We start from the raw sequence: 18,844 nt of genomic DNA on the forward strand, positions 1-18,844 counted from the left end.
GCCCCTGTTCATAGGAAAACAAGAGGTTCGGTTGGCAGCGTGAGTCGCGCACGAGGAAAGGGAGGCACCTTTGACCACGACCTTCGCCGGCCGGGCGGCGGCCACGGGCCACGCGCAGCCGCCGCCACGAGGGGTGCTCGCCCGCCCGGAGGCGGTTCTGGCGGTCATCGCCGCGGGGACGGTCGCCGTGGCCGGCCTGTGGTGGGCGCACACGCCCGCGGTCGCCGGCCTCGACGGCTGGCTGACCAACGCGGGCCGGATCACCGGGCTGCTCGCGGGGTACGCGATCGCCGTCCTGCTGGCGTTGATGGCCCGCGTCCCGGCGCTGGAACGCGGGGTCGGCGCCGACCGGCTCGCCCGCTGGCACTCGATGGGCGGCCGCTACGTGGTCGGCCTGTCGGTCGCCCACCTGCTCCTGATCACCTGGGGTTACGCGGTGGCCGAGCACACCGACGTGGTGCGCGAGACGGTCACGCTCAACCTGACCTATCCGGACGTGCTCAAGGCCACGGTGGCGCTGCTGCTCCTGGTCGGCGTCGGCGTTGTCTCCGCCCGCCGGATCCGTCCGAAACTGCGCTACGAGACGTGGTTCCACCTGCACTTCTACACCTATCTGGCCACCTGGCTGGCCTTCGGCCACCAACTGGCCACCGGCGAGGAGTTCATCGGCGACCGGCCCGCGCAGGTCGCGTGGTACGCCCTCTATCTGGGCGTCGCCGCGCTGCTGGTCTGGTACCGCTTCCTCACGCCCGCACGACTGGCCCTGCGCCACCGGCTCAGGGTCGCGCGGGTGGTGCGGGAGGCGCCCGGCGTCGTCAGCGTCCACGTCACGGGACGGCGGCTCGACCGGCTGCGGGCCGAGCCGGGCCAGTTCTTCCGCTGGCGGTTCCTGACCCGGGACCTGTGGTGGTCCGCCAACCCCTACTCGCTGTCGGCCCCGCCGCGGAACGGCGAACTGCGGATCACCGTGAAGGACCTGGGCGACCAGAGCCGGTCTCTCGCCGGGCTGCGGCCGGGCACCCGCGTGCTCGCCGAGGGGCCGTACGGCGCCCTCACCGGGCGGGCGCGCCGCGCGCGCAAGGTCCTGCTCGTCGCGGGCGGCATCGGCATCACCCCGCTGCGCGCGCTGTTCGAGGCCCTGCCCGCCGCCCCCGGCGACCTGACCCTCCTCTACCGGGCCCGTGACGCGGGAGACCTGGTCCTCCGCGCCGAACTGGAGGAGATCGCCGCGACGCGGGGCGCGACCCTGCACTACTGCGTCGGCCCCCGCGCCCTCGTCGGCGACCCCTTCAGGCCCGAGACGCTGGCCGCGCTCGTGCCCGGCCTGCGCGACCACGAGGCGTACGTCTGCGGGCCCGACGGGATGACCACCGCCGTCGTCGCCGCGCTGCGCGCCGCCGGAGTCCCCCGCCGCCGCGTCCACCACGAATCGTTCGAGTTCTGAACCATCCCCGGATTGGAAGTTCCATGCGCAGAGCCATTCTGGCCGTGCTCGCGACCGCCGTCGGCCTCGTGCTGCTGCTGTCGTTCAAGCCCCATGAGGTGACCTCGCCCGCCACACGCCCCGCCGCCGCGGCCGAGGGGACCGGCTCCGGTCCCGGCGACTCCGGTCCCGGGGACGACGACGGCGACGGCGACGGCGACAGGGGCGAGGACGGGGGCCGCTTCGGCCGGGGATTCCCGGACTCCTCCGGGCCCCGGGATGCGCAGACCCAGGAGACCCAGTCCCAGGAGACCCAGTCCCAGGAGACACAGGGCGGCTGGAGCGGGGCGGGAGCCACCGCCGGCGCCACCAGCGGGGAGAAGACCGTCACCGGTGACGCCGCCGACACCCGGTGGGGGCCCGTGCAGGTGGAGATCGTGATCTCCGGCGGGAGGATGGCCGGGATCAGGGTGCTGGTGGCCCCGCAGAACAACCACCGGGACATCGAGATCAACAACGAGGCGCTGCCGATCCTCGACGAGGAGGCGCTGTCGGCCCGGTCGGCCCAGATCGACGTGGTCTCCGGCGCCACCTACACCAGCGACGGCTACATCCGCTCGCTGCAGAGCGCCCTCGACAAGGCCGGCCTCTGATGCGTCACATCGAGCACGTCATGGGCACCGTCTTCTCCTTCGACATCCGCGACTCCGACGGGCCCGACTCCGACGGGCGCCACTCCGACCCCGGGCCGTACGTCGCGGAGGCGGTGGCCTGGCTGCACCACGTGGACGAGGTCTTCTCGACGTACAAGCCGGACAGCGCGGTCAACCGCCTGAGCCGGGGCGAGATCACCCTGGCCGGCTGCCCGGCGGAGGTGGCGGACGTCCTGCGCCTCTGCGAGTCGGTCGCGCTGGTCTCCCACGGCTACTTCACCCTCCATCCCCGGGGCCGCCTCGATCCCTCCGCCCTCGTCAAGGGCTGGGCGGTCGAGCGCGCCTCGGCCATCCTTCGCGCGGCGGGCGCCGCCGACCACTGCGTGAACGGCGGCGGGGACGTCCGGCTGTCCGGCTCGCCCGCGCCCGGCCGGTCCTGGCGCGTCGGCGTCGCCCACCCCCTCCGGCCGGGCGAACTCGCCGCCGTGGTGTCGGGGACCGACCTCGCCGTGGCGACCTCGGGCACCGCCGAACGCGGCGCGCACGTCGTCGACCCGCACACGGGCCGACCGGCGACCGGGCTGGCCTCGGTGACGGTGGTCGGGCCCGATCTCACCCTGGCCGACGCGTACGCCACGAGCGCCTTCGCCATGGGCGCCGCGGCCAGAGACTGGGTGGAGGGCCTGCACGGCTACGAGGCCTTCGCCGTCACCTCCTCCGGCGCCACCTGGCGCACCTCCGGCCTCCGCCCCGGAGCCATGGCCTGACCATGACCTGACCTCGGTGCGCCGTCACCGCACGCCCGCCGTCATCGACGGCGAGAGCGGCACCGAGGCGATCGCTCGATCAGCAGGCGGCGGCCAAGGTCCCGGCGCTCTGTACACGGTCCACCTTGATGTGGATCGCCTGACTGGCCGCCGCCTTGGGGGCCTGCACCGGCTGCGCCGCTGCGGCCGGGGCCGCCTTGGGCTGCACCACCCGGACCTCCGCGCTGATCTCGACGCTGTGATCGATCGCCAGAGCCGCAGTGAAGGTACGCGAACTCAGGATGTGGTTGAAGAGCTTCTGCAGATCGTCACCCTTGGACTTCCGGATCGCCTTCCGCTCGGCACGGTCTATCTTGGCGTACGCCCAGATGTTCGTGTCCTTGGTGTGGCCTTCCAGGCATTCGAAGATGAAGTAGCTGCCGTGCTGGCGAAGGATCCCCGCGAGTGGGATGTCGTAGTGGTTGAGCACCTTGTCGATCTTGGCTGAGTCGGCCGGCCGCCAGGGCTCGGCACCGATCCTCAGATGGATCTGATCACTCATCGTCACCCTCCCTCCACTCCGGATCTCCAAAGCAGGCGTTGAAGCGATCCCTGTCATCATCTGTCCACGGACGCTTCGAGTCTAGATTCTCAACCGGAACGTGAACCGGGTTCCACGCGTTCGGGGTGAACCTGACGCGAAATAATGCCTCACGGAGTGTTCCCGCCGTCGTGTACCTGGCACCATCGCCGGTGGCGGCGGGCGACCTCCTGTTCGGGAAGCAACGTACGGCCTCGTCGACTGTCAGCTTGCCGCGCATCAAGGAGACGGCGTTGGCAACGTGCGGTTTTACCGGCTCGTCCTTAAATGGCCGACCCTTGACGGGGCGGTCCCTGCTGCCGTACTGAGTGAGAATCTCTTCGTCTCCGATCCTCTCTCTACGCCTGAACAGTCGCATGAGGAACGATGGTAAAGCCTGGGCAATAGCACTGTGATCAGGACGGCACTTTCCGCGAATAAGTGCAGGTCGCAGCAGCCCAAAATAGTGAAAAATCGCCACATCTGAACACTCCGGCGCATTCTTGCGTATACAAGGAACGGCCCTTACCTGTATTCACGCCATACCAGCATGAACTTCACGCGGCGTGTCATCGGGCGAGGGCCTGCTTCAGCCGGGTGGCGGCGACTACGGCGGGCCACAGGCGGGTGGCGAGGTTGCGGGCGAGGATGCCGCCTCGCGTGGCGGGGGCCAGGAGCGCCGACGCCTGGCCGACGGCGCGCTGCCTGGGCTCGACCAGGCGCCGGTGGACGGCCTCGTACCGGCCGAAGGCCGCGCCGGGGTCGCCGGGATGGGCGGCCAGCGCCTCGGCGAGGGTGAACGCCCCCGTCATCGCCAGCGTGGAGCCGTCGCCGAACAGCGACACGCACGAGGCCGCGTCGCCGAGGAGCGCGACCCTGCCCTTCCACCAGCGGGGCAGGCGCACCTGGCTGACGGAGTCGAAGTAGAGGTCGTCGGCCGTACGCACCCGTTCGAGCAGTTCCGGCGCCCGCCAGGACACGTCCGCGAAGGCGGCGGTCAGCATCCGCTTGTGCTGCCCGGTGTCGCGGTGGTCGAACCCGGGCTCCGCCGGGCTCCGGTAGAGGAAGAACGCGCCCGCGGACATGGGGCTGACGGCGACCGCCTTGCCGGGGGCGTTGTGCATGAGGATGTCCCGGCCGTTCCCGGCCACCGCCTCGACGCCGAGCGGTGTCGTCGCGACGTACAGGCCCATGTGGCGCACGAGGCCGTTCTCCTGGCCGAACGTCAGGCGCCGCGTCACCGAGTGCAGGCCGTCGGCTCCGATCACCAGGTCGAAGCGGCGGGAGCCGGCGCGCTCGAAGGTGACGTCCACGCCGTGCTCGTCCTGGGCGAGCGCGGTGATGGAGTCGTCGAAGAGGAACTCGGCGTGGTCGCGGCTCGCCTCGTACAGGATCGACGCGAGGTCGCCGCGTGGCACCTCGACCTCGCCCGGCCGCTGTACGGCGCGCATGTCCATCCGGGCGACCCGCCTGCCCGCCGCGTCGACGAAGCTGACCCCGGTCGTGCCGGTGGCGGCCCGGTGCAGCCGGGGCAGGACGCCCATCCGTTCGGCGACCGCGACGGCGGCTCCCCTGACGTCCACCGGGTTGCCGCTGGACCTCACCTCTCCCGCGCGTTCCACGACCGTGACCGTGAACCCGTGCCTGGCCAGCCAGTAGGCCAGCGTCGGCCCCGCGATCCCGGCCCCCGAGATGAGCACCGCGCTCATGGCACACCCCCTAACCGGAGGAATTTCCTCCGCATGATGACGGTATCCTAACCGGAGGAAAATCGTCCAGATCCTCTTGAGGTGACCGTGGAGAAAGGGCTGCGCGCCGACGCGCGCCGCAACCGGGATCTGATCGTCGCCGCGGCCCGTGAGCTGTTCCTGGAGCAGAACGTCGACGTGCCGCTGGAGGAGGTCGCCCGCCGGGCGGGCGTGGGCGTCGGCACGCTCTACCGCCGCTTCCCCGACCGGGACGCGCTGCTGCGCGCCGTCGGCGAGGAGAGCCTCCGCCGCCTGGCGGACCTGGTGGAGATCGCCGGGCGGGAGGAGCCGGACGCGTGGCACGCGCTGTGCCGCTTCCTGCGCGGCGCGGTCGCCCTGCGGCTGGGCGTGCTCGCCGCGAAGCTCGATCCTCTCCTGCACCAGCGGCTGCGCGTCGGCGCCGACCTGCGGGAGATCCGGCAGGGGGTCGCCGCCGCGGTCCTGCGGCTGACCGAGCGGGCGCAGGCGGACGGCGCCCTGCGCCCCGACATCGGTCCCGGCGACATCGCCCTGCTGATGACCCTGCACGTCTACACGCCACCGGCCGTGCTCGGCGAGGAGGCCATGGCGCGGATGGTGGAGATCATGCTGGACGGCCTGCGCGCCGACCGGAGATCACCCCTTCCCGGGGCTCCGCTCGACGCCGACGCCCTGCGCCGCTACACCACGGTCGACGGCACTCCCCCCGGTTGACGGCCGGCCCCAGCAGTACGACAAACCGCCCCAGATCATCAGTAATCACGGAATTTCCGGTCGCCGGTCGTCGCTGGAGGCTCAGGTTCCGGCGAACATACGGCGCCGGAGGCGCTGCTAGCGTTCCGGGGTGGCGGGAGGAGACGGTGTGCTCGTGCTACACGCGGCCTGGGACGGCGGGCGGCTTGTGCTCTGGGCGGAGGAGACGGCCGGCGCGGAGCCGGTGACCTCCAGGGCCAAGGTCCGGCCCCATCCCTTCGCCGCCCCGGCGAGCGCCCTCGTCGCCGCGCTGCCGGGCTGGGGGGAGGCGGCGGCCGAGGCGGCAGGAAAGGCCGTGCCGGGTGAGGTGGTGCTCCTCCTGCCCGGTTCGGCGTCCGGTCCCCTGCCCTCACCGGAGACCGGGTTGCAGGTCCGCGCGCGCCGAGCCGGGATCAGGCCGTGGCGGGTGCCCGCCCTGCTGGTCGACGCCGGCGCGGCGATGCGCCTGCTCACCACGCTCGGCGAGGCGGCCCACACACCGGTGGAGTCGCCGGAACCGGACGACCGCCTCGCCGACATGCTCCCCGGGCCGTCCCTGCGCTATCTCGCGGTCGTCGCGGCCCACGCCCGGGAGCTGGTGCGGCGGGGCAGGGTGCTGCCCCAGCTCGTCACCGAGGACGGCGGCTACGCGGCCCGCTGGCGGCCGGTGCTGACCGGCCCGCACGCCGACCGCTTCCGCGAGCTCGCCGCCGCGATGCCGCCGGTCTGCCGGGCCGTGGATGAGGAGCGCCCGTCCGCCCACGTGCTGATGGAGGCGCTGGCGGGCCTGGCCGACGCCGCCGTACGGCAGGCGCTGCCGGAGCGCCTGCTGGGCGGGCACCGTCCGGGACGGCGCGCTCCCCTGGCCGACCGGTGGACGGTGGCCCTCACCGGCGAGGAGGCGGACCTGCCCGGAGCCGGCCAGGAGGAGGCGGAGGCGCTGGCCCGGCCGCTGCAGGAGTGGTTCCGGGCGGCCCACCAGCTCGACGGCCCGGTCAGGGTGTGCTTCCGCCTCGTCGAGCCCGAACCTGAGCCCGAGCCCGAGCCCGAGTTCGAGTTCGAGCCCGAGTTCGAGCCGGGGCCCGTGTCCGGTCCCCGGCCCGGCTCCGCACCGGTCGCGGGCCCGGCCGTCGCCGCCGGGTACGCCGCGGCCCACGCGGGCGCTGCGACCGGAACGGACGCGGCGGCCCACGCGGGCGGCGGCAGGTGGCGGGTGGAGTTCGCGCTCCAGTCGGCCGAGGACCCCAGCCTCTACCTGCCCGCTTCCCTCGTCTGGACGGGCGAGACCCTGCCCGGTCTGCCGGGCCTTCCCGGGCGGCCGGACGAGACGCTGCTCGCCGGTCTGGGCCGGGCGGCCCGCCTCTATCCGAGGATCGACGACGCCCTCCGGGAGGCCCGGCCGGCGCACGTCGACCTCGACGTCGAGGGCGCCTTCCACTTCCTGCGCCACGCCGCGCCGCTCCTCCAGTCGGCCGGGTTCGGCGTGCAGCTTCCCGCGTGGGCGGGCCGCGCCCGGCTGGGCCTGAAGCTGACGGCCCGGTCGCGCTCCGGGCCGGGCGCCGCCGCCGACCAGGGGTTCGGGCTGGCGCAGCTCGTCGACTTCCGGGCCGAGCTGGCCGTCGGCGACGAGACGATCAGCGAGGCGGAGCTGGCCGAGCTGGCCCGGCTCAAGGTGCCGCTGGTCCGGCTGCGGGGGCAGTGGGTCGAGCTGGACGCCCGGCAGCTCGGGGCCGCGCTGAAGGCGGTGGAGCGGCGCGGATCGGGCCAGATGACGGTCGGCGAGGTCGTCCGCGAGGTGGTGCACGGCGGGGACGACGACCTTCCCCTGGTCCGGGTGGACGCCGACGGCCTGCTCGGCGACCTGCTCTCCGGCGAGGCCGACCGCCGTCTCGAACCCGTGGCGACCCCCGCCGCCTTCCACGGCACGCTCCGGCCGTACCAGGAGCGGGGTCTGGCCTGGCTCACCTTCATGTCCCAAATCGGACTTGGCGGCATTCTCGCGGACGATATGGGACTCGGTAAGTGCTTAATGCCCGATTCGCCGGTCTTCGTCAACGGGGTGCTCACCTCTGCGGGCGACATCTGGCAGAACTACGCCGTCGACATTCTCTTCGAGGACGGTGGTGAGTGGGCTACCCCGTCGTCCCCACTCTCCACTAATGCGATCGACGCCGAAGGCCGGGTGGTACAGGCCCCGTTCACTCGCCTGTACCGCCAGCATGTAGGGGAACGGCTTCGCCGGGTCCGCCTGGACGACGGCAGCGAGATCACGATCACCAGGCGGCATCGTCTGCTCGGTGTCGACGGTTGGACCCGCGCCATCCAGCCCGGCGACCGAATCTGCGTGCCCCGCCGCATCCGCTGGGAGGGGGAGCCGGTCGATCCGGACCTCACCGTTCTCCTGGCCTGGCAGATAAGCGAGGGCCACGAGAATCGCAAGGCGGATCTGCGAATCACCCAGAAGGACCGCGCCGTTCTCGACGCCCTCCGTGAGCGTATTCTTCGGATCGGCGCCCGCCACGGGCTGTCCGTGAACAATCCGACCATCCGATCTACACGGAATGTTCACGATCTGCGCCTGTGCAGCGTCGACTATGCCGCGTTCCTTGCCGCACGGGGCTACGAGTGGGGCCGTCTCTCCGCCGCGAAGCGCATTCCTGACTTCATCATGGCCGCTGACGACGACACTGTCCGGCTCTTCCTCAGGGAGTTCTTCACAGCCGAAGGCAGTGTCCTCGCGGGAATGCGGATGATCGAGGTCGCGTCCGCCTCGCGCTGGCTCATGTCCCAGCTGAGCATCATGCTCCGCCGTTTCGGGATCTGGCTGCGGACGACCGAGAAGATGAAGGCGGCCACCAACGGCGCTGGAATCAGGCGACCTTATCAAATCGGCATGATCGGCGGTCCTGGGCTTCGATTGTTCCGCGATCTCATCGGGTTCTCCGACCCGGTGAAGCAGGCCAAGCTGGACAACCTATCCGCGAAGCCGGCCAACTCGAACGTGGAGGGCGTACCAGGAAGCGATCTCCTGGTACTCGCTCAGGCGTCCACCGGCCTTCCCATGCGTCATTTCGGCGTCGGTACCGTCTACTTCACGGGAACCCAGGAGCTCTCCCCGAAGAGCGCGGCCATGGCGGTTCAGGCGATGGACCGGATGTTGTCCGGCGCAGCGGAACGCGAACATTCGATACAACCGGCGAACCGATGGACCGGGAAGGTCGCCGCCGCCTATCGCGCCTTGGATCGGGACGCCTTGCGCGCCATCCGTGATGAGCTCGCCATGCGGGCGGAACGCGAGGTCTTCTACACGCGGGTCGTCTCGGTGGAAGAGGTCGATTACGAGGGATACGTCTATGACTTCGAGGTGGCGGAGCACCACAACTTCGTCGCCGGAGGCATCTTCTGCCACAACACCGCACAGACCCTTTCGTTGCTGGTCAACGAGCGTGAGCAGGAAGAGCGGGCGGGGGCGACGCTGCTGGTGTGCCCGATGTCGTTGCTCAGCAACTGGCAGAAGGAGGCCGCCCGGTTCGCACCGTCGCTGGAGGTCTACCTCCACCACGGCTCGGGCCGCCTGCGCGGCGCGGAGCTGGCCGAGCGGGTCGCCGCGGCCGACATCGTCCTCACCACCTACGGCACGGCGTTGCGCGACCGCGACGTCCTCGCCGGGTTCACCTGGGCCCGGGTCGTCTGCGACGAGGCGCAGGCCGTCAAGAACTCGGCCGCCCGGCAGGCGCAGGCCGTACGCTCCCTCCCGGCGCGGACGAGGCTGGCGCTGACCGGCACGCCGGTCGAGAACCATCTGGCCGAGCTCTGGTCGATCATGGAGTTCTGCAACCCCGGCCTGCTCGGACCGGCGAGGGCCTTCCGCGACCGCTACCAGGAGCCGATCGAACGGCACCGCGACGAGACGGCGACCGCCGCGCTCAAGCGGGCCACGGGCCCGTTCGTGCTCCGGCGCCTCAAGACCGATAAGACGATCATCTCCGACCTGCCGGACAAGATGGAGATGAAGGTCTGGTGCACGCTGACCCCGGAGCAGGCGAGCCTCTACCAGGCGGTGGTCGAGGACATGATGGGCCGGATCGCCGGCAGCGAGGGCATCGAACGGCGCGGGAACGTGCTGGCCGCGATGACCCGGCTCAAGCAGGTCTGCAACCACCCCGCCCACCTGCTCAAGGACGGCTCGCGGCTGGCCGGGCGGTCGGGGAAGCTCGCCCGGCTGGAGGAACTGGCCGAGGAGATCGTGAGCGAGGGCGACAAGGCGCTGGTCTTCACGCAGTACGCCGAGTTCGGCTCGATGCTGCAGCCCTACCTGACGGCGCGGCTCGACCGCCCGGTGCTGTGGCTCCACGGCGGGCTGCCGAAGAAGGCGCGTGACGCGCTGGTGGAGCGGTTCCAGACCGACGACGAGCCGATGATCTTCCTGCTCTCGCTCAAGGCGGCGGGCACCGGGCTCAACCTGACCGCCGCCAACCACGTCGTGCACGTGGACCGGTGGTGGAACCCGGCCGTGGAGAACCAGGCGACCGACCGGGCGTTCCGCATCGGGCAGACCCGGAACGTGCAGGTCAGGAAGTTCATCTGTGCGGGCACCCTGGAGGAGCGGATCGACGAGATGATCGAGCGCAAGCAGGCCCTGGCGGAGAGCGTCGTCGGGACGGGCGAGGACTGGATCGCCGGGCTGTCCACGGCGGAGCTGCGCGAGCTGTTCCGCCTGTCCCCCGAGGCGGTGAGCTGAGTGCCCGCCGGACGGGACGGCTGGTTCGAGGCCGCGCGGCCCATCAGGGTCGACGGCGGCATCAGGGCGCGCTCGAAGCGGGGGTCCATCGGCGAGCAGTGGTGGTCGCGGCGTTTCGTCGACATCCTGGAGCGCGTCTGCGACGCGGGCAGGCTGAGCCGGGGGCGCGCGTACGCGCGGCGGGGCCAGGTGCTCGACCTCGACCTCGGTCCCGGCCTGGTGAAGGCCAGGGTGCAGGGCTCCCGCCCGGAGCCGTACGACGTGCGTGTACGGATCACGGCGTACGGCGCGGGCGAGTGGGCGGAGCTGACCGGGGCGCTGGGCGCGCGGGCGGTGCACCGCGCCAAGCTGCTCGCCGGGGAGATGCCGCCGGAGATCGAGGACGTCTTCGAGCAGTGCGGGCTGCCGCTCTTCCCCGGCGAGCGCGGGCTGGACATGGAGTGCTCCTGCCCCGACTGGGGGTTCCCCTGCAAGCACCTGTCCGCGGTGCTCTACCTGCTGGCCGAGGCGTTCGACGCGGACCCGTTCCTGGTGCTGGCCTGGCGGGGCATGGCCAGGGACACGCTGCTCGACGCCCTCCGCCACACCGGCGGGCAGACCGGCGGGACGGGCGGCGGGACGCCGGCGCCTCTCGACGTGACCGACGTCCCGTTCGCGGAGCGGGTCGGCGACTTCTACGATTCGGGCGTCTCGCCTGCCCGCCTCGGCCCGCCGGCCGATCCCGGCTCGCCCTCCGACCTGCTGCTGCGCGCGCTGGACCCGCCGCCGGTCAAGGCCAGGCACATCCCGCTGCTCGACCTGCTGCGGCCCGCCTACCGGGCCTTCGCCGCCGAGGAGGACGCGTAGCGGATCAGGTGTCCACGAAGTCGCGCGGGACCATCACCCGCAGGCCGTTGGGGATGGTCTTCAGCACCAGCGGGGTACGCAGCCGCACCTCGCCGTCGATGTCGGCGGCCAGCGGCGGGTCGGTCTCCAGCAGCATCTCCTGGCCGGTGACGAACGGGCCGCCCGCGAGGCTGGTCCATTTGCCGGTGGTCGCCCGTACGAGCGTCTCCCCGAGCAGCCGCAGCCGCTTGCCCGAGCCGAGCTGGTAGGCCACCAGCCTGCGGTTGTCGATGCTGACGTCCCTGGCGATCTGCCAGCCGCCGTGGAACCGCCCGTTGGCGATGTTGAGCTGGTGGGTCAGCAGCTCGTGGCGTTTGCCGTCCACGGTGATGTACGCGCGGAACGGTCGGTGCCCCGGCAGGATCGTGAGCGCGGTCAGCGGGTAGGCGGCCCGGCCGAGCATACGCTTGACCCACGGCCTGACGGTGCCCGCCACCTCGACCGACACGCCGAAGCTCGCGAGGTTGGCGAACGGCCGGTCGCCGCACATCCCGAGGTCGATGTCGGCCACCTTGCCTCCGCTGAACACGCCGATCGCCCCGGCGAGGTCGAGCGGCAGCCCGAGGCTGCGGGCGAAGTTGTTGGTGGTGCCGAGGGGCAGCACGCCGAGGGCGACGTCACGGCCGGCCACGTGCCTGACCGAGCTGCTCAGCGTGCCGTCTCCGCCGCCGACCACGAGGAGGTCGGGCCCGGCGTCGAGCGCGCGGGTGAGCACGTCGCGCAGCCGGGAGGGGTCGGTCACCGGATGGACGCCGGTGAGCCGGAAGTCCCCGTCCTTCAGCAGCCGCAGCACCTCCGCGTAACGGCGGCGGCCTCGCCTGGACCTGGTGTTCACGACGACGGCGGCCTTCCGGTCCCGGTGGATGGCCGCGGTGTGATCCGCCTTGCTCCGCACGCTGACATGCTAGGGGCCGCCGGGCGTGGGCGCGCATCGCCGCCGGCCGTTCCCGGCCCCGGATCGGGACGCCGGGACGCCCCCCGGCATGGACGTGCCCGGCACGCCGTCCATGAGCGAACGGCGGCCGGGCACCGTGACCATGCACCGTGGCAGGGCTCGTGACCATGCACCGTGACCATGCACCGTGACCACGCACTGTGGCCACACCACGGGCTGCCGGGTGGCGTCACGCCACCCGGTGGCCGTTACTTCTTGGCGGGAGTGATCTGGACGACCGCACCCAGGTTGAGCGGAAGCGGGCTGACCAGCTTGATCTGCACGCCGAGCTGCTTGCCCTCGTCACCGGGGTTGCCGCTGCCGAGGATCGCGCCGCCGATGTCGGTGCCGTAGAGGTCGGTCGCCGGCGTGCCGTCGGGGTTGACGATCCTGGTCGAGTACGGCTGGTTGTCCTTGGACGGGATGACCACGGAGGCGTCGCGGTGGCGGTAGTACAGGCTGCCGTCGCGAAGCTCCAGGCCGGGGTACCAGCCCTTGGCGTCCGTGAACTCCTTCACCGCGGACTGCTTGCCGAACGAGGTGCAGTACTCCGTGAACGGCTCGCCCTCGACGCACTCCTTGAACGGGTACGTCCCGGCGAAGTTGAACGCGGCGTTCGACGACTGCGGGCGCGACGGGAGGTTCTTCAGCGTGCTCGGGTCGTGCGCCGCCGCCTCGCCCGTACGGCGCAGCGGCTCGTAGTGCGAGTCGACGAGGAGCAGCTGGCCCTTCGGGCCCACCGACGGCAGGTCGAACGTCGTGTCGGACACGTTGTTGTTGCCCTGCGAGGTGTCGCGGTACCAGACGAGCAGGCCCGGGGCGTTGTAGGCGATCTTCTCGACCTTCCACGCGCCGTCGCGCAGCCAGGTCGTGTCGTACGCGTACTTCAGGCCCTGGTCGAACCCGTCGAAGTTGCGCCACTCGGCGAGGTAGTACTGCGCCGCCTGCACCCGGCCGGGGTGGATGGTCCAGCCGCCGCCGGTGGTGTCGGTGAACGTGCCCTTGACGGTCGTCCAGCCGTTGGCGCCGCCCTCGACGTCGTCGGTCCAGACCGCCGTGGCGCCGTTGGTGACCGAGAAGTCGTCGTTGAACCAGCCGCGCTCCACGGAGGCCGCGTCCGTGTTGTACCGGAAGCGGATCTGCACGGTCTTGCCGGCGAACGGCGCGAGGTCGGCGTACAGGTGGTGCCAGCCGCCGCTCTCGCCGGTCAGGCCGTACTTCTTGCCGCCGTAGTCCTTCATGCGGCCGTTGGGGTCGGTGTAGTCGTCACCGGTGCTGACGAGCGTGCCGTCCTCGTCGAAGATCTTCTGCTCGGCCCAGGTGGCGCCGCCGTCGGCGGAGACCTCGAAGAAGCCGTAGTCCCAGTCGGCCTCGATGCCCCAGTCGCTCCACCAGCGGAACTTCACGTCCGTGCCGGCCGGCACGGCGACGGTCCGGACGAGCTTCTGGTCGGCCCAGTTCTGGTCGCTGTTGGACCACCACATGTTCGACCCGCTGTGCGGGGTGGACATGATGTTCAGCTTGTCCGGCAGGTTGATCCGTACGCCGTCCTCGGTGCCCTTCGGCGTCCGGGAGGCCTGCCCGATCACGGCGAGCTGCTTGGCCGCGCCCGGCTCGATGATCTTCGGGTTGGCCCAGCCGAGCACCCACTTGTCCCAGATGCTCATGTGCGTCGGCAGGGACTGGAAGATCGGCCCGGAGTGCGAGCCGCTCGACATCAGGTCCCAGAAGTCGACGTCGGAGTCGCCCGCGCCGGTGGTGTCGTACAGGTCCGGCAGACCGAGGTCGTGGCCGTACTCGTGGGCGAACACGCCCACGCCGGAGTCCTCGGGCTGGAGGATGTAGTTGGAGATCTTCTTGGTCGTGCCGGGGATCGTGTAGCCGCCCGCCACGTCGCTGGAGTGGGCCCACAGGGCGAACGTGCCCTCGTTGCCGCCGCCGCCGGACTTGTCCTCGCCCGCGTGGATCAGCACAAGGTGGTCGATGACACCGTCGGGCTCGTCGAAGTTCCCGTCGCCGTCGGCGTCGGAGACGTCCTCGACGTCGTAGTCGGCCCAGGGGAACGAGGGGTTCGTCTTCACCAGGGTGTCGACCGCGTCGACCGCGAGCTGGGCGGCGCCGCGCGGGTTGTCCGGGTGGCCGGTCATGTCCTGCGGGTAGGTGCCGCACTTGCCGGCGCCGTACCACGCCTCGGAGTGCGGGACCTTCAGCCAGCCGACGGCCTCGCCGGTGACGGTGTAGGCGCCCTTCGACAGCTCCTCGTACATGTTCTTCATGGTGGAGCCGGAGATGTCGATGCCCTTCTTGCCGTCCCGGGGGTCCTTCAGGTCCGGCCGGACCCGGGTCGTGATCCCCTTGGAGGTGTAGAGCATGTTGTTGTAGTGGGCGGTGTTGAAGTCCGCCACCCACATGGAGTTGTTGTCCTTGCCCCCGCCGCCGGCCGTCGCCGGGTTGGGGATGTGGTTGTGGAGCGGGCCGTTCAGCTTGGTGCCGGCCGGCTCGGTCACGCAGTCGTTGACGTCGTCGGTCGTCTTCGGGTGCGACCAGCCGGAGAAGTCGTCGTTGGCCTGGTCGTTGAACTCGACCAGCAGCGTGAGCAGCTTGGCGGTGCGGGTCGTCTTCGCCTTCTTGTAGATGAAGTCGAAGGGGTTTTTGCCGGTCCTGATCGCCTGCTTCTCGTGCTGCGCCAGCACGCGCGCCGCGACGGGGTTGCCGGCCGCGAACTTGTGGTCGATCGCCGCGGCGAGGGCGGCGGTGCGCTTGGCCCCCTTCGGCGGGACCTTCTCCTCGGTGGTGGTGAAGTCGCCCTGCACACGCGGCGGTGCGTAGTTGATGTAATGGTCGGTGGCCGACGGCTGGTAGCCCGCCGTAGGCGCCGCCGCCGCACCGGCCGCGGCCAGACCTCCTGCCGCCAGCCCGAGCGCGGGCACGATCGCGGCGAGACGCCGGATTCTCTTGGACAACGAGATCCCTTCCCGTCCGGGTTCCCCGGACACCATGCACAGCGCGCCGGGATGAGCGCGCATGCGGGACCTTAGACGAGGGGGTAAAGGGATCGTAAAGAGCCGCCATGCATGGTTGTCAAAATGTGATGTGTACCAATATCCGTTAGTAATTCCGGTTGCGACCCGATATCGGGTCATGTCGTACAGTCCAGACGTGACCGAAGCGACCTCCGCGCCGGCCTCCGGGCTGGCCTCCGCGCTGCCGGACGGGCGAGTCCTCACCGACCCCGACGTCATGGACGCGTACGCGCGGGACCGCACGTTCGCACCGCCGGGCAAGCCGCTCGGCGTGGTGCTCGCGCAGTCGCGCGACGACGTCGTGGCCACGCTGCGCTGGGCGAGCGCGCACCGGGTGCCGGTGGTCCCGCGCGGCGCCGGCACCGGCCTTGCGGGCGGGGCGACGGCCGTGGACGGCTGCGTGGTCCTCTCCCTCGCGCGGATGACCGCGATCCGGGAGCTGTCGCCGCAGGACGAGATCGCGGTCGTGGAGCCCGGGGTCATCACCGCCGACCTCGACCGGGCGGCCCGCGCGCACGGGCTGATGTACGCCCCCGACCCCTCGTCGTACGAGATCTCCACGATCGGCGGCAACCTGGCGACCAACGCGGGCGGCCTGCGCTGCGTCAAGTACGGCGTGACCCGCGACTCGGCGCTCGGGCTGGAGGTGGTGCTGGCCGACGGGCGGGTGCTGAACACCGGCCGCCGCACCATGAAGGGGGTCACCGGTTACGACCTGACCGGCCTGTTCGTCGGCTCGGAGGGCACGCTCGGCGTGATCACCGCCGCCACGCTGCGGCTGCGGCGGGCGCCGCGCGAACTGTCCACCGTCGCGGCCGAGTTCACCTCGCTGCGCGACGCCGCCGCGGCCGTCGCCGCGATCATCGCCGAGGGCTGCCAGCCGTCGATGCTCGAACTGCTCGACCGTACGACCCTGCGGGCCATCGACGACTGGAAGAACATCGGGCTGGAGCCGTCCACCAGGGCCATGCTCATCGCGCAGGCGGAGGGCCCGGCCGACGAGTCCGCCGCCCGGATGGCGGAGCTGTGCGCCGCGGCGTCGTTCGTCGCGGTGTCGTCCACGCCGGAGGAGGCCGCCGAGCTCGTCGGCGTCCGGCGCCTCGCCTACCCGGCCAAGGAGCGCCTGGGCCAGTGTCTGGTGGAGGACGTGTGCGTGCCCCGGTCGGCGCTCCCCGAGATGATCACCGCGATCGAGGAGACCGCCGCCCGGCACGGCGTCCTGATCTCGACGGTCGCCCACGCGGGGGACGGCAACGTGCACCCGGTGTTCGTGTTCGACCGCGGCCTGGCCGAGCCGCCGCCCGAGGTCTGGGCCGCGGCCGACGAGGTGTTCCGCGCCGCGCTCGCCCTCGGGGGGACGCTGACCGGCGAGCACGGCGTCGGGCTGCTGAAGAAGCGCTGGCTCGGCCTGGAGACCGGCCCGGTGGCCGCCGAACTGCACCAGGGCATCAAGCAGGTCTTCGACCCGCTGAACATCCTCAACCCCGGCAAGGCCATCTGACGGTCGTTCCCAATCCGGTAGCGTTTGGCACCGTTGGTGGGGTTACCGGGGTAATCGGGGGCGATGGTGGCGTTGGAGGCTGGGAACCCGGCCCGCCTGGGCCCGTTCACGCTCGTCGACCGGCTCGGGGAGGGCGGCCAGGGGGTCGTCTTCCTGGGCCACGGCCCGCAGGGCGAACAGGTCGCGGTGAAGCTGCTGCACACGCGGCTGACGGCGGATCCCGAGGCGCGGGAGCGCTTCCTGCGCGAGGTGGCGCTGGCGCAGCGGGTCGCGCCGTTCTGCACCGCCCCCGTGCTGCACGCCGACCTCGCCGGCAACCAGCCGTACATCGTCAGCGAGTTCGTGCCGGGCCCGTCGCTCCGGCAACTGGTGGACCGGGAGGGCCCGCGCCGGGGAGCGGCGCTGGAACGGCTCGCCATCAGCACGGCGACGGCGCTGGCCGCCATCCACCGCGCGGGCATCACCCACCGCGACTTCAAGCCGGCCAACGTGCTGATGGGCCCGGAGGGGCCGGTCGTGATCGACTTCGGGGTGGCCAGGGCGTTCGACTCGCCGCAGGCCACCGCGACCGGCGCGTCCATCGGCACTCCCGCCTACCTGGCCCCCGAGGTGCTGTCGGGCGGCACGGCGGGCGCCCCGGCCGACATGTTCGCCTGGGGCGTCACGATGGTGTTCGCCGCCACCGGCAGGCCCGCCTTCGGCGCGGACTCGATCCCCTCGGTCATCACCCGCATCCTGCGCGACGAGCCCGACCTCGGCGACCTCGCGGCGCCCCTGCGGGACATCGTCGCCGCCTGCCTGTCGAAGGACCCCGCGCCGCGGCCCTCCGCCCAGGACGTCGTCGCGCGCCTCACCGGGCAGGCCCACCTCACTCCCCCGCCGCCCCCGCTGCCCCCTGCGCAGGCCGCGGCTCCCCCCGGGCACGTCACCGTGCCCGCGGCGGCGAGGAGACCCCGGCGTACGGTGCTGACCTGGACGGCGGCCGGGATCGGGGTGCCCGCCCTGGTGGCCGCGGCCTTCCTGGTGCCGTCCTGGGTCTCGGTGCGGGCGGCCGGGAGCGAGACCACCGCGACGGAGGCGCCCGGCCAGGCGGCGTCCGCGCCCGCCGAACCGCCGATCCCGCCGCCGTCCGGCCTGGTCACTCCCTCGGGACACCGGACCGGGAGTCCGTCGCCGGGTTCCGCGACCCGGAGGCCCGGTTCGAGACCCGATGCGAGACCCGGCGCGACCGCGAAGCCCGCCGCCTCGCCCGCGCACGGCCGCCGGACGCGGCCGTCCCCCACGGCGACCGGACCGGCGGCGGAGCCCACGAAGGTCCCTCCGACGGCGAAGGCCAGCCCGGCCCCGACCAAGGCCACCGCGACGCCCAGACCCAGCCCGACGGCGAAGGCGACTCCCACGAAGACCGCCGCGCCCAAACCCAACCCGTACACGGCCAAGGGCGTGTGCGGGACCGGCTTCGCCGTCGTCGACTCCCACTCGTACGGCGGGCAGGCGACGACATACCTGCTCTACAACGCCTCCACCGGCCGCAACTGCGTGATCACGCTCTCTCGCTACACGATGCCCGCTAAGATCAGAATGAGCGTGGTGCTGAAGGTGAAGGGGGGCGCGTCGGCCGCCGACGCCGGCGCCTACACCGTGTACGCGGGGCCGCTCCGGCTGCCCGCCAAGGGCAGGTGCGTCATCTGGGGCGGCGGGTATGGGGGCGCCTCCTGGAGCAGCGCGTGGTCCCACTGCGGCTGACCCCGCGGAACCACGGCTGAACCAGGGCCGAACCACGGCCTGACCACGGCCGGCCAGGAGTGTGCGGCACGAATGTCACCGCCCGGTGGCAGACTCGGCTCGTTGACGTGATCGCGGACCAACCGGAGGTTCTCACCGTGACACAAGTCGGTT

13 protein-coding genes and 1 pseudogene are annotated in these 18,844 nt (G+C 71.7%); 9 read left to right on the forward strand and 5 right to left on the reverse strand.

The features are described from left to right. The first annotated feature begins 70 nt into the window (after positions 1-70). The 3 genes from HHX37_RS06555 to HHX37_RS06565 are packed head-to-tail and all read left to right on the forward strand — an operon-like array spanning position 71 to position 2,843. The gene (locus tag HHX37_RS06555; protein ID WP_182880177.1) at positions 71-1,444 is read left to right on the forward strand and encodes a ferric reductase-like transmembrane domain-containing protein; all 1,374 of its coding nucleotides are present in this window, start codon (positions 71-73) and stop codon (positions 1,442-1,444) included. A gap of 23 nt (positions 1,445-1,467) precedes the next feature. Next, positions 1,468-2,076, forward strand: a complete 609-nt coding sequence (locus HHX37_RS06560) for an FMN-binding protein (RefSeq protein WP_182884824.1) — start codon at positions 1,468-1,470, stop codon at positions 2,074-2,076. Then, complete coding sequence (locus tag HHX37_RS06565; protein ID WP_220502636.1) at positions 2,076-2,843, forward strand: FAD:protein FMN transferase; 768 nt, start codon at positions 2,076-2,078, stop codon at positions 2,841-2,843. Before HHX37_RS06560 ends, HHX37_RS06565 begins: the two co-directional genes overlap by 1 nt. Positions 2,844-2,922: 79 nt before the next feature. On the opposite strand, the gene HHX37_RS06570 is transcribed toward HHX37_RS06565, so the two are convergent. The 3 genes from HHX37_RS06570 to HHX37_RS06580 all read right to left on the reverse strand — a co-directional run bounded on the left by HHX37_RS06570 (position 2,923) and on the right by HHX37_RS06580 (position 5,111). Next, entirely contained in the window at positions 2,923-3,384 is a 462-nt protein-coding gene (locus tag HHX37_RS06570) for a hypothetical protein (RefSeq protein ID WP_182884825.1), read from the reverse strand. Then, entirely contained in the window at positions 3,377-3,781 is a 405-nt protein-coding gene (locus HHX37_RS06575) for a hypothetical protein (protein WP_182884826.1), read from the reverse strand. The genes HHX37_RS06570 and HHX37_RS06575 overlap by 8 nt, the downstream gene beginning before the upstream one ends. Before the next feature lie 190 nt (positions 3,782-3,971). After that, positions 3,972-5,111: an FAD-dependent monooxygenase gene (locus HHX37_RS06580; protein ID WP_182884827.1), complete on the reverse strand. Its 1,140-nt coding sequence runs from the start codon at positions 5,109-5,111 to the stop codon at positions 3,972-3,974. Between the two features lie 81 nt (positions 5,112-5,192). Here HHX37_RS06580 and HHX37_RS06585 point away from each other — a divergent pair, with 81 nt between their 5' ends. The 4 genes and pseudogenes from HHX37_RS06585 to HHX37_RS06600 all read left to right on the forward strand — a co-directional run bounded on the left by HHX37_RS06585 (position 5,193) and on the right by HHX37_RS06600 (position 11,448). Continuing rightward, a complete protein-coding gene (locus HHX37_RS06585) occupies positions 5,193-5,843 on the forward strand; it encodes a TetR/AcrR family transcriptional regulator (protein WP_182884828.1) in 651 nt (216 codons plus the stop codon). A gap of 787 nt (positions 5,844-6,630) precedes the next feature. Continuing rightward, positions 6,631-7,641: pseudogene (locus tag HHX37_RS36315) on the forward strand (SNF2 helicase-associated domain-containing protein); the annotation flags it as partial. Positions 7,642-7,890: 249 nt separating this feature from the next. Continuing rightward, positions 7,891-10,602 carry an SNF2-related protein gene (locus HHX37_RS06595; RefSeq protein WP_182885051.1) on the forward strand — a complete coding sequence of 904 codons (2,712 nt, stop codon included), beginning with the start codon at positions 7,891-7,893 and terminating at the stop codon, positions 10,600-10,602. Beyond that, the gene (locus HHX37_RS06600; RefSeq protein WP_182884829.1) at positions 10,603-11,448 is read left to right on the forward strand and encodes an SWIM zinc finger family protein; all 846 of its coding nucleotides are present in this window, start codon (positions 10,603-10,605) and stop codon (positions 11,446-11,448) included. A gap of 4 nt (positions 11,449-11,452) precedes the next feature. Here HHX37_RS06600 and HHX37_RS37605 read toward each other — a convergent pair whose 3' ends face one another. Beyond that, a complete protein-coding gene (locus tag HHX37_RS37605) occupies positions 11,453-12,382 on the reverse strand; it encodes a diacylglycerol/lipid kinase family protein (protein ID WP_182884830.1) in 930 nt (309 codons plus the stop codon). Between the two features lie 248 nt (positions 12,383-12,630). Next, positions 12,631-15,384: an immune inhibitor A gene (locus HHX37_RS06610; RefSeq protein ID WP_259406252.1), complete on the reverse strand. Its 2,754-nt coding sequence runs from the start codon at positions 15,382-15,384 to the stop codon at positions 12,631-12,633. A gap of 196 nt (positions 15,385-15,580) precedes the next feature. Between HHX37_RS06610 and HHX37_RS06615 the strand changes: the two genes are divergently transcribed. Then, positions 15,581-16,945 carry an FAD-binding oxidoreductase gene (locus HHX37_RS06615; RefSeq protein WP_310740282.1) on the forward strand — a complete coding sequence of 455 codons (1,365 nt, stop codon included), beginning with the start codon at positions 15,581-15,583 and terminating at the stop codon, positions 16,943-16,945. A 63-nt stretch (positions 16,946-17,008) separates the two neighbouring features. Then, positions 17,009-18,691 carry a serine/threonine protein kinase gene (locus tag HHX37_RS06620; RefSeq protein ID WP_182884831.1) on the forward strand — a complete coding sequence of 561 codons (1,683 nt, stop codon included), beginning with the start codon at positions 17,009-17,011 and terminating at the stop codon, positions 18,689-18,691. The last annotated feature ends 153 nt before the right edge of the window (positions 18,692-18,844 follow it).

This window comes from Microbispora sp. H10885 (assembly GCF_014161415.1).
GTDB classification, from domain to species: Bacteria; Actinomycetota; Actinomycetes; order Streptosporangiales; family Streptosporangiaceae; genus Microbispora; species Microbispora triticiradicis.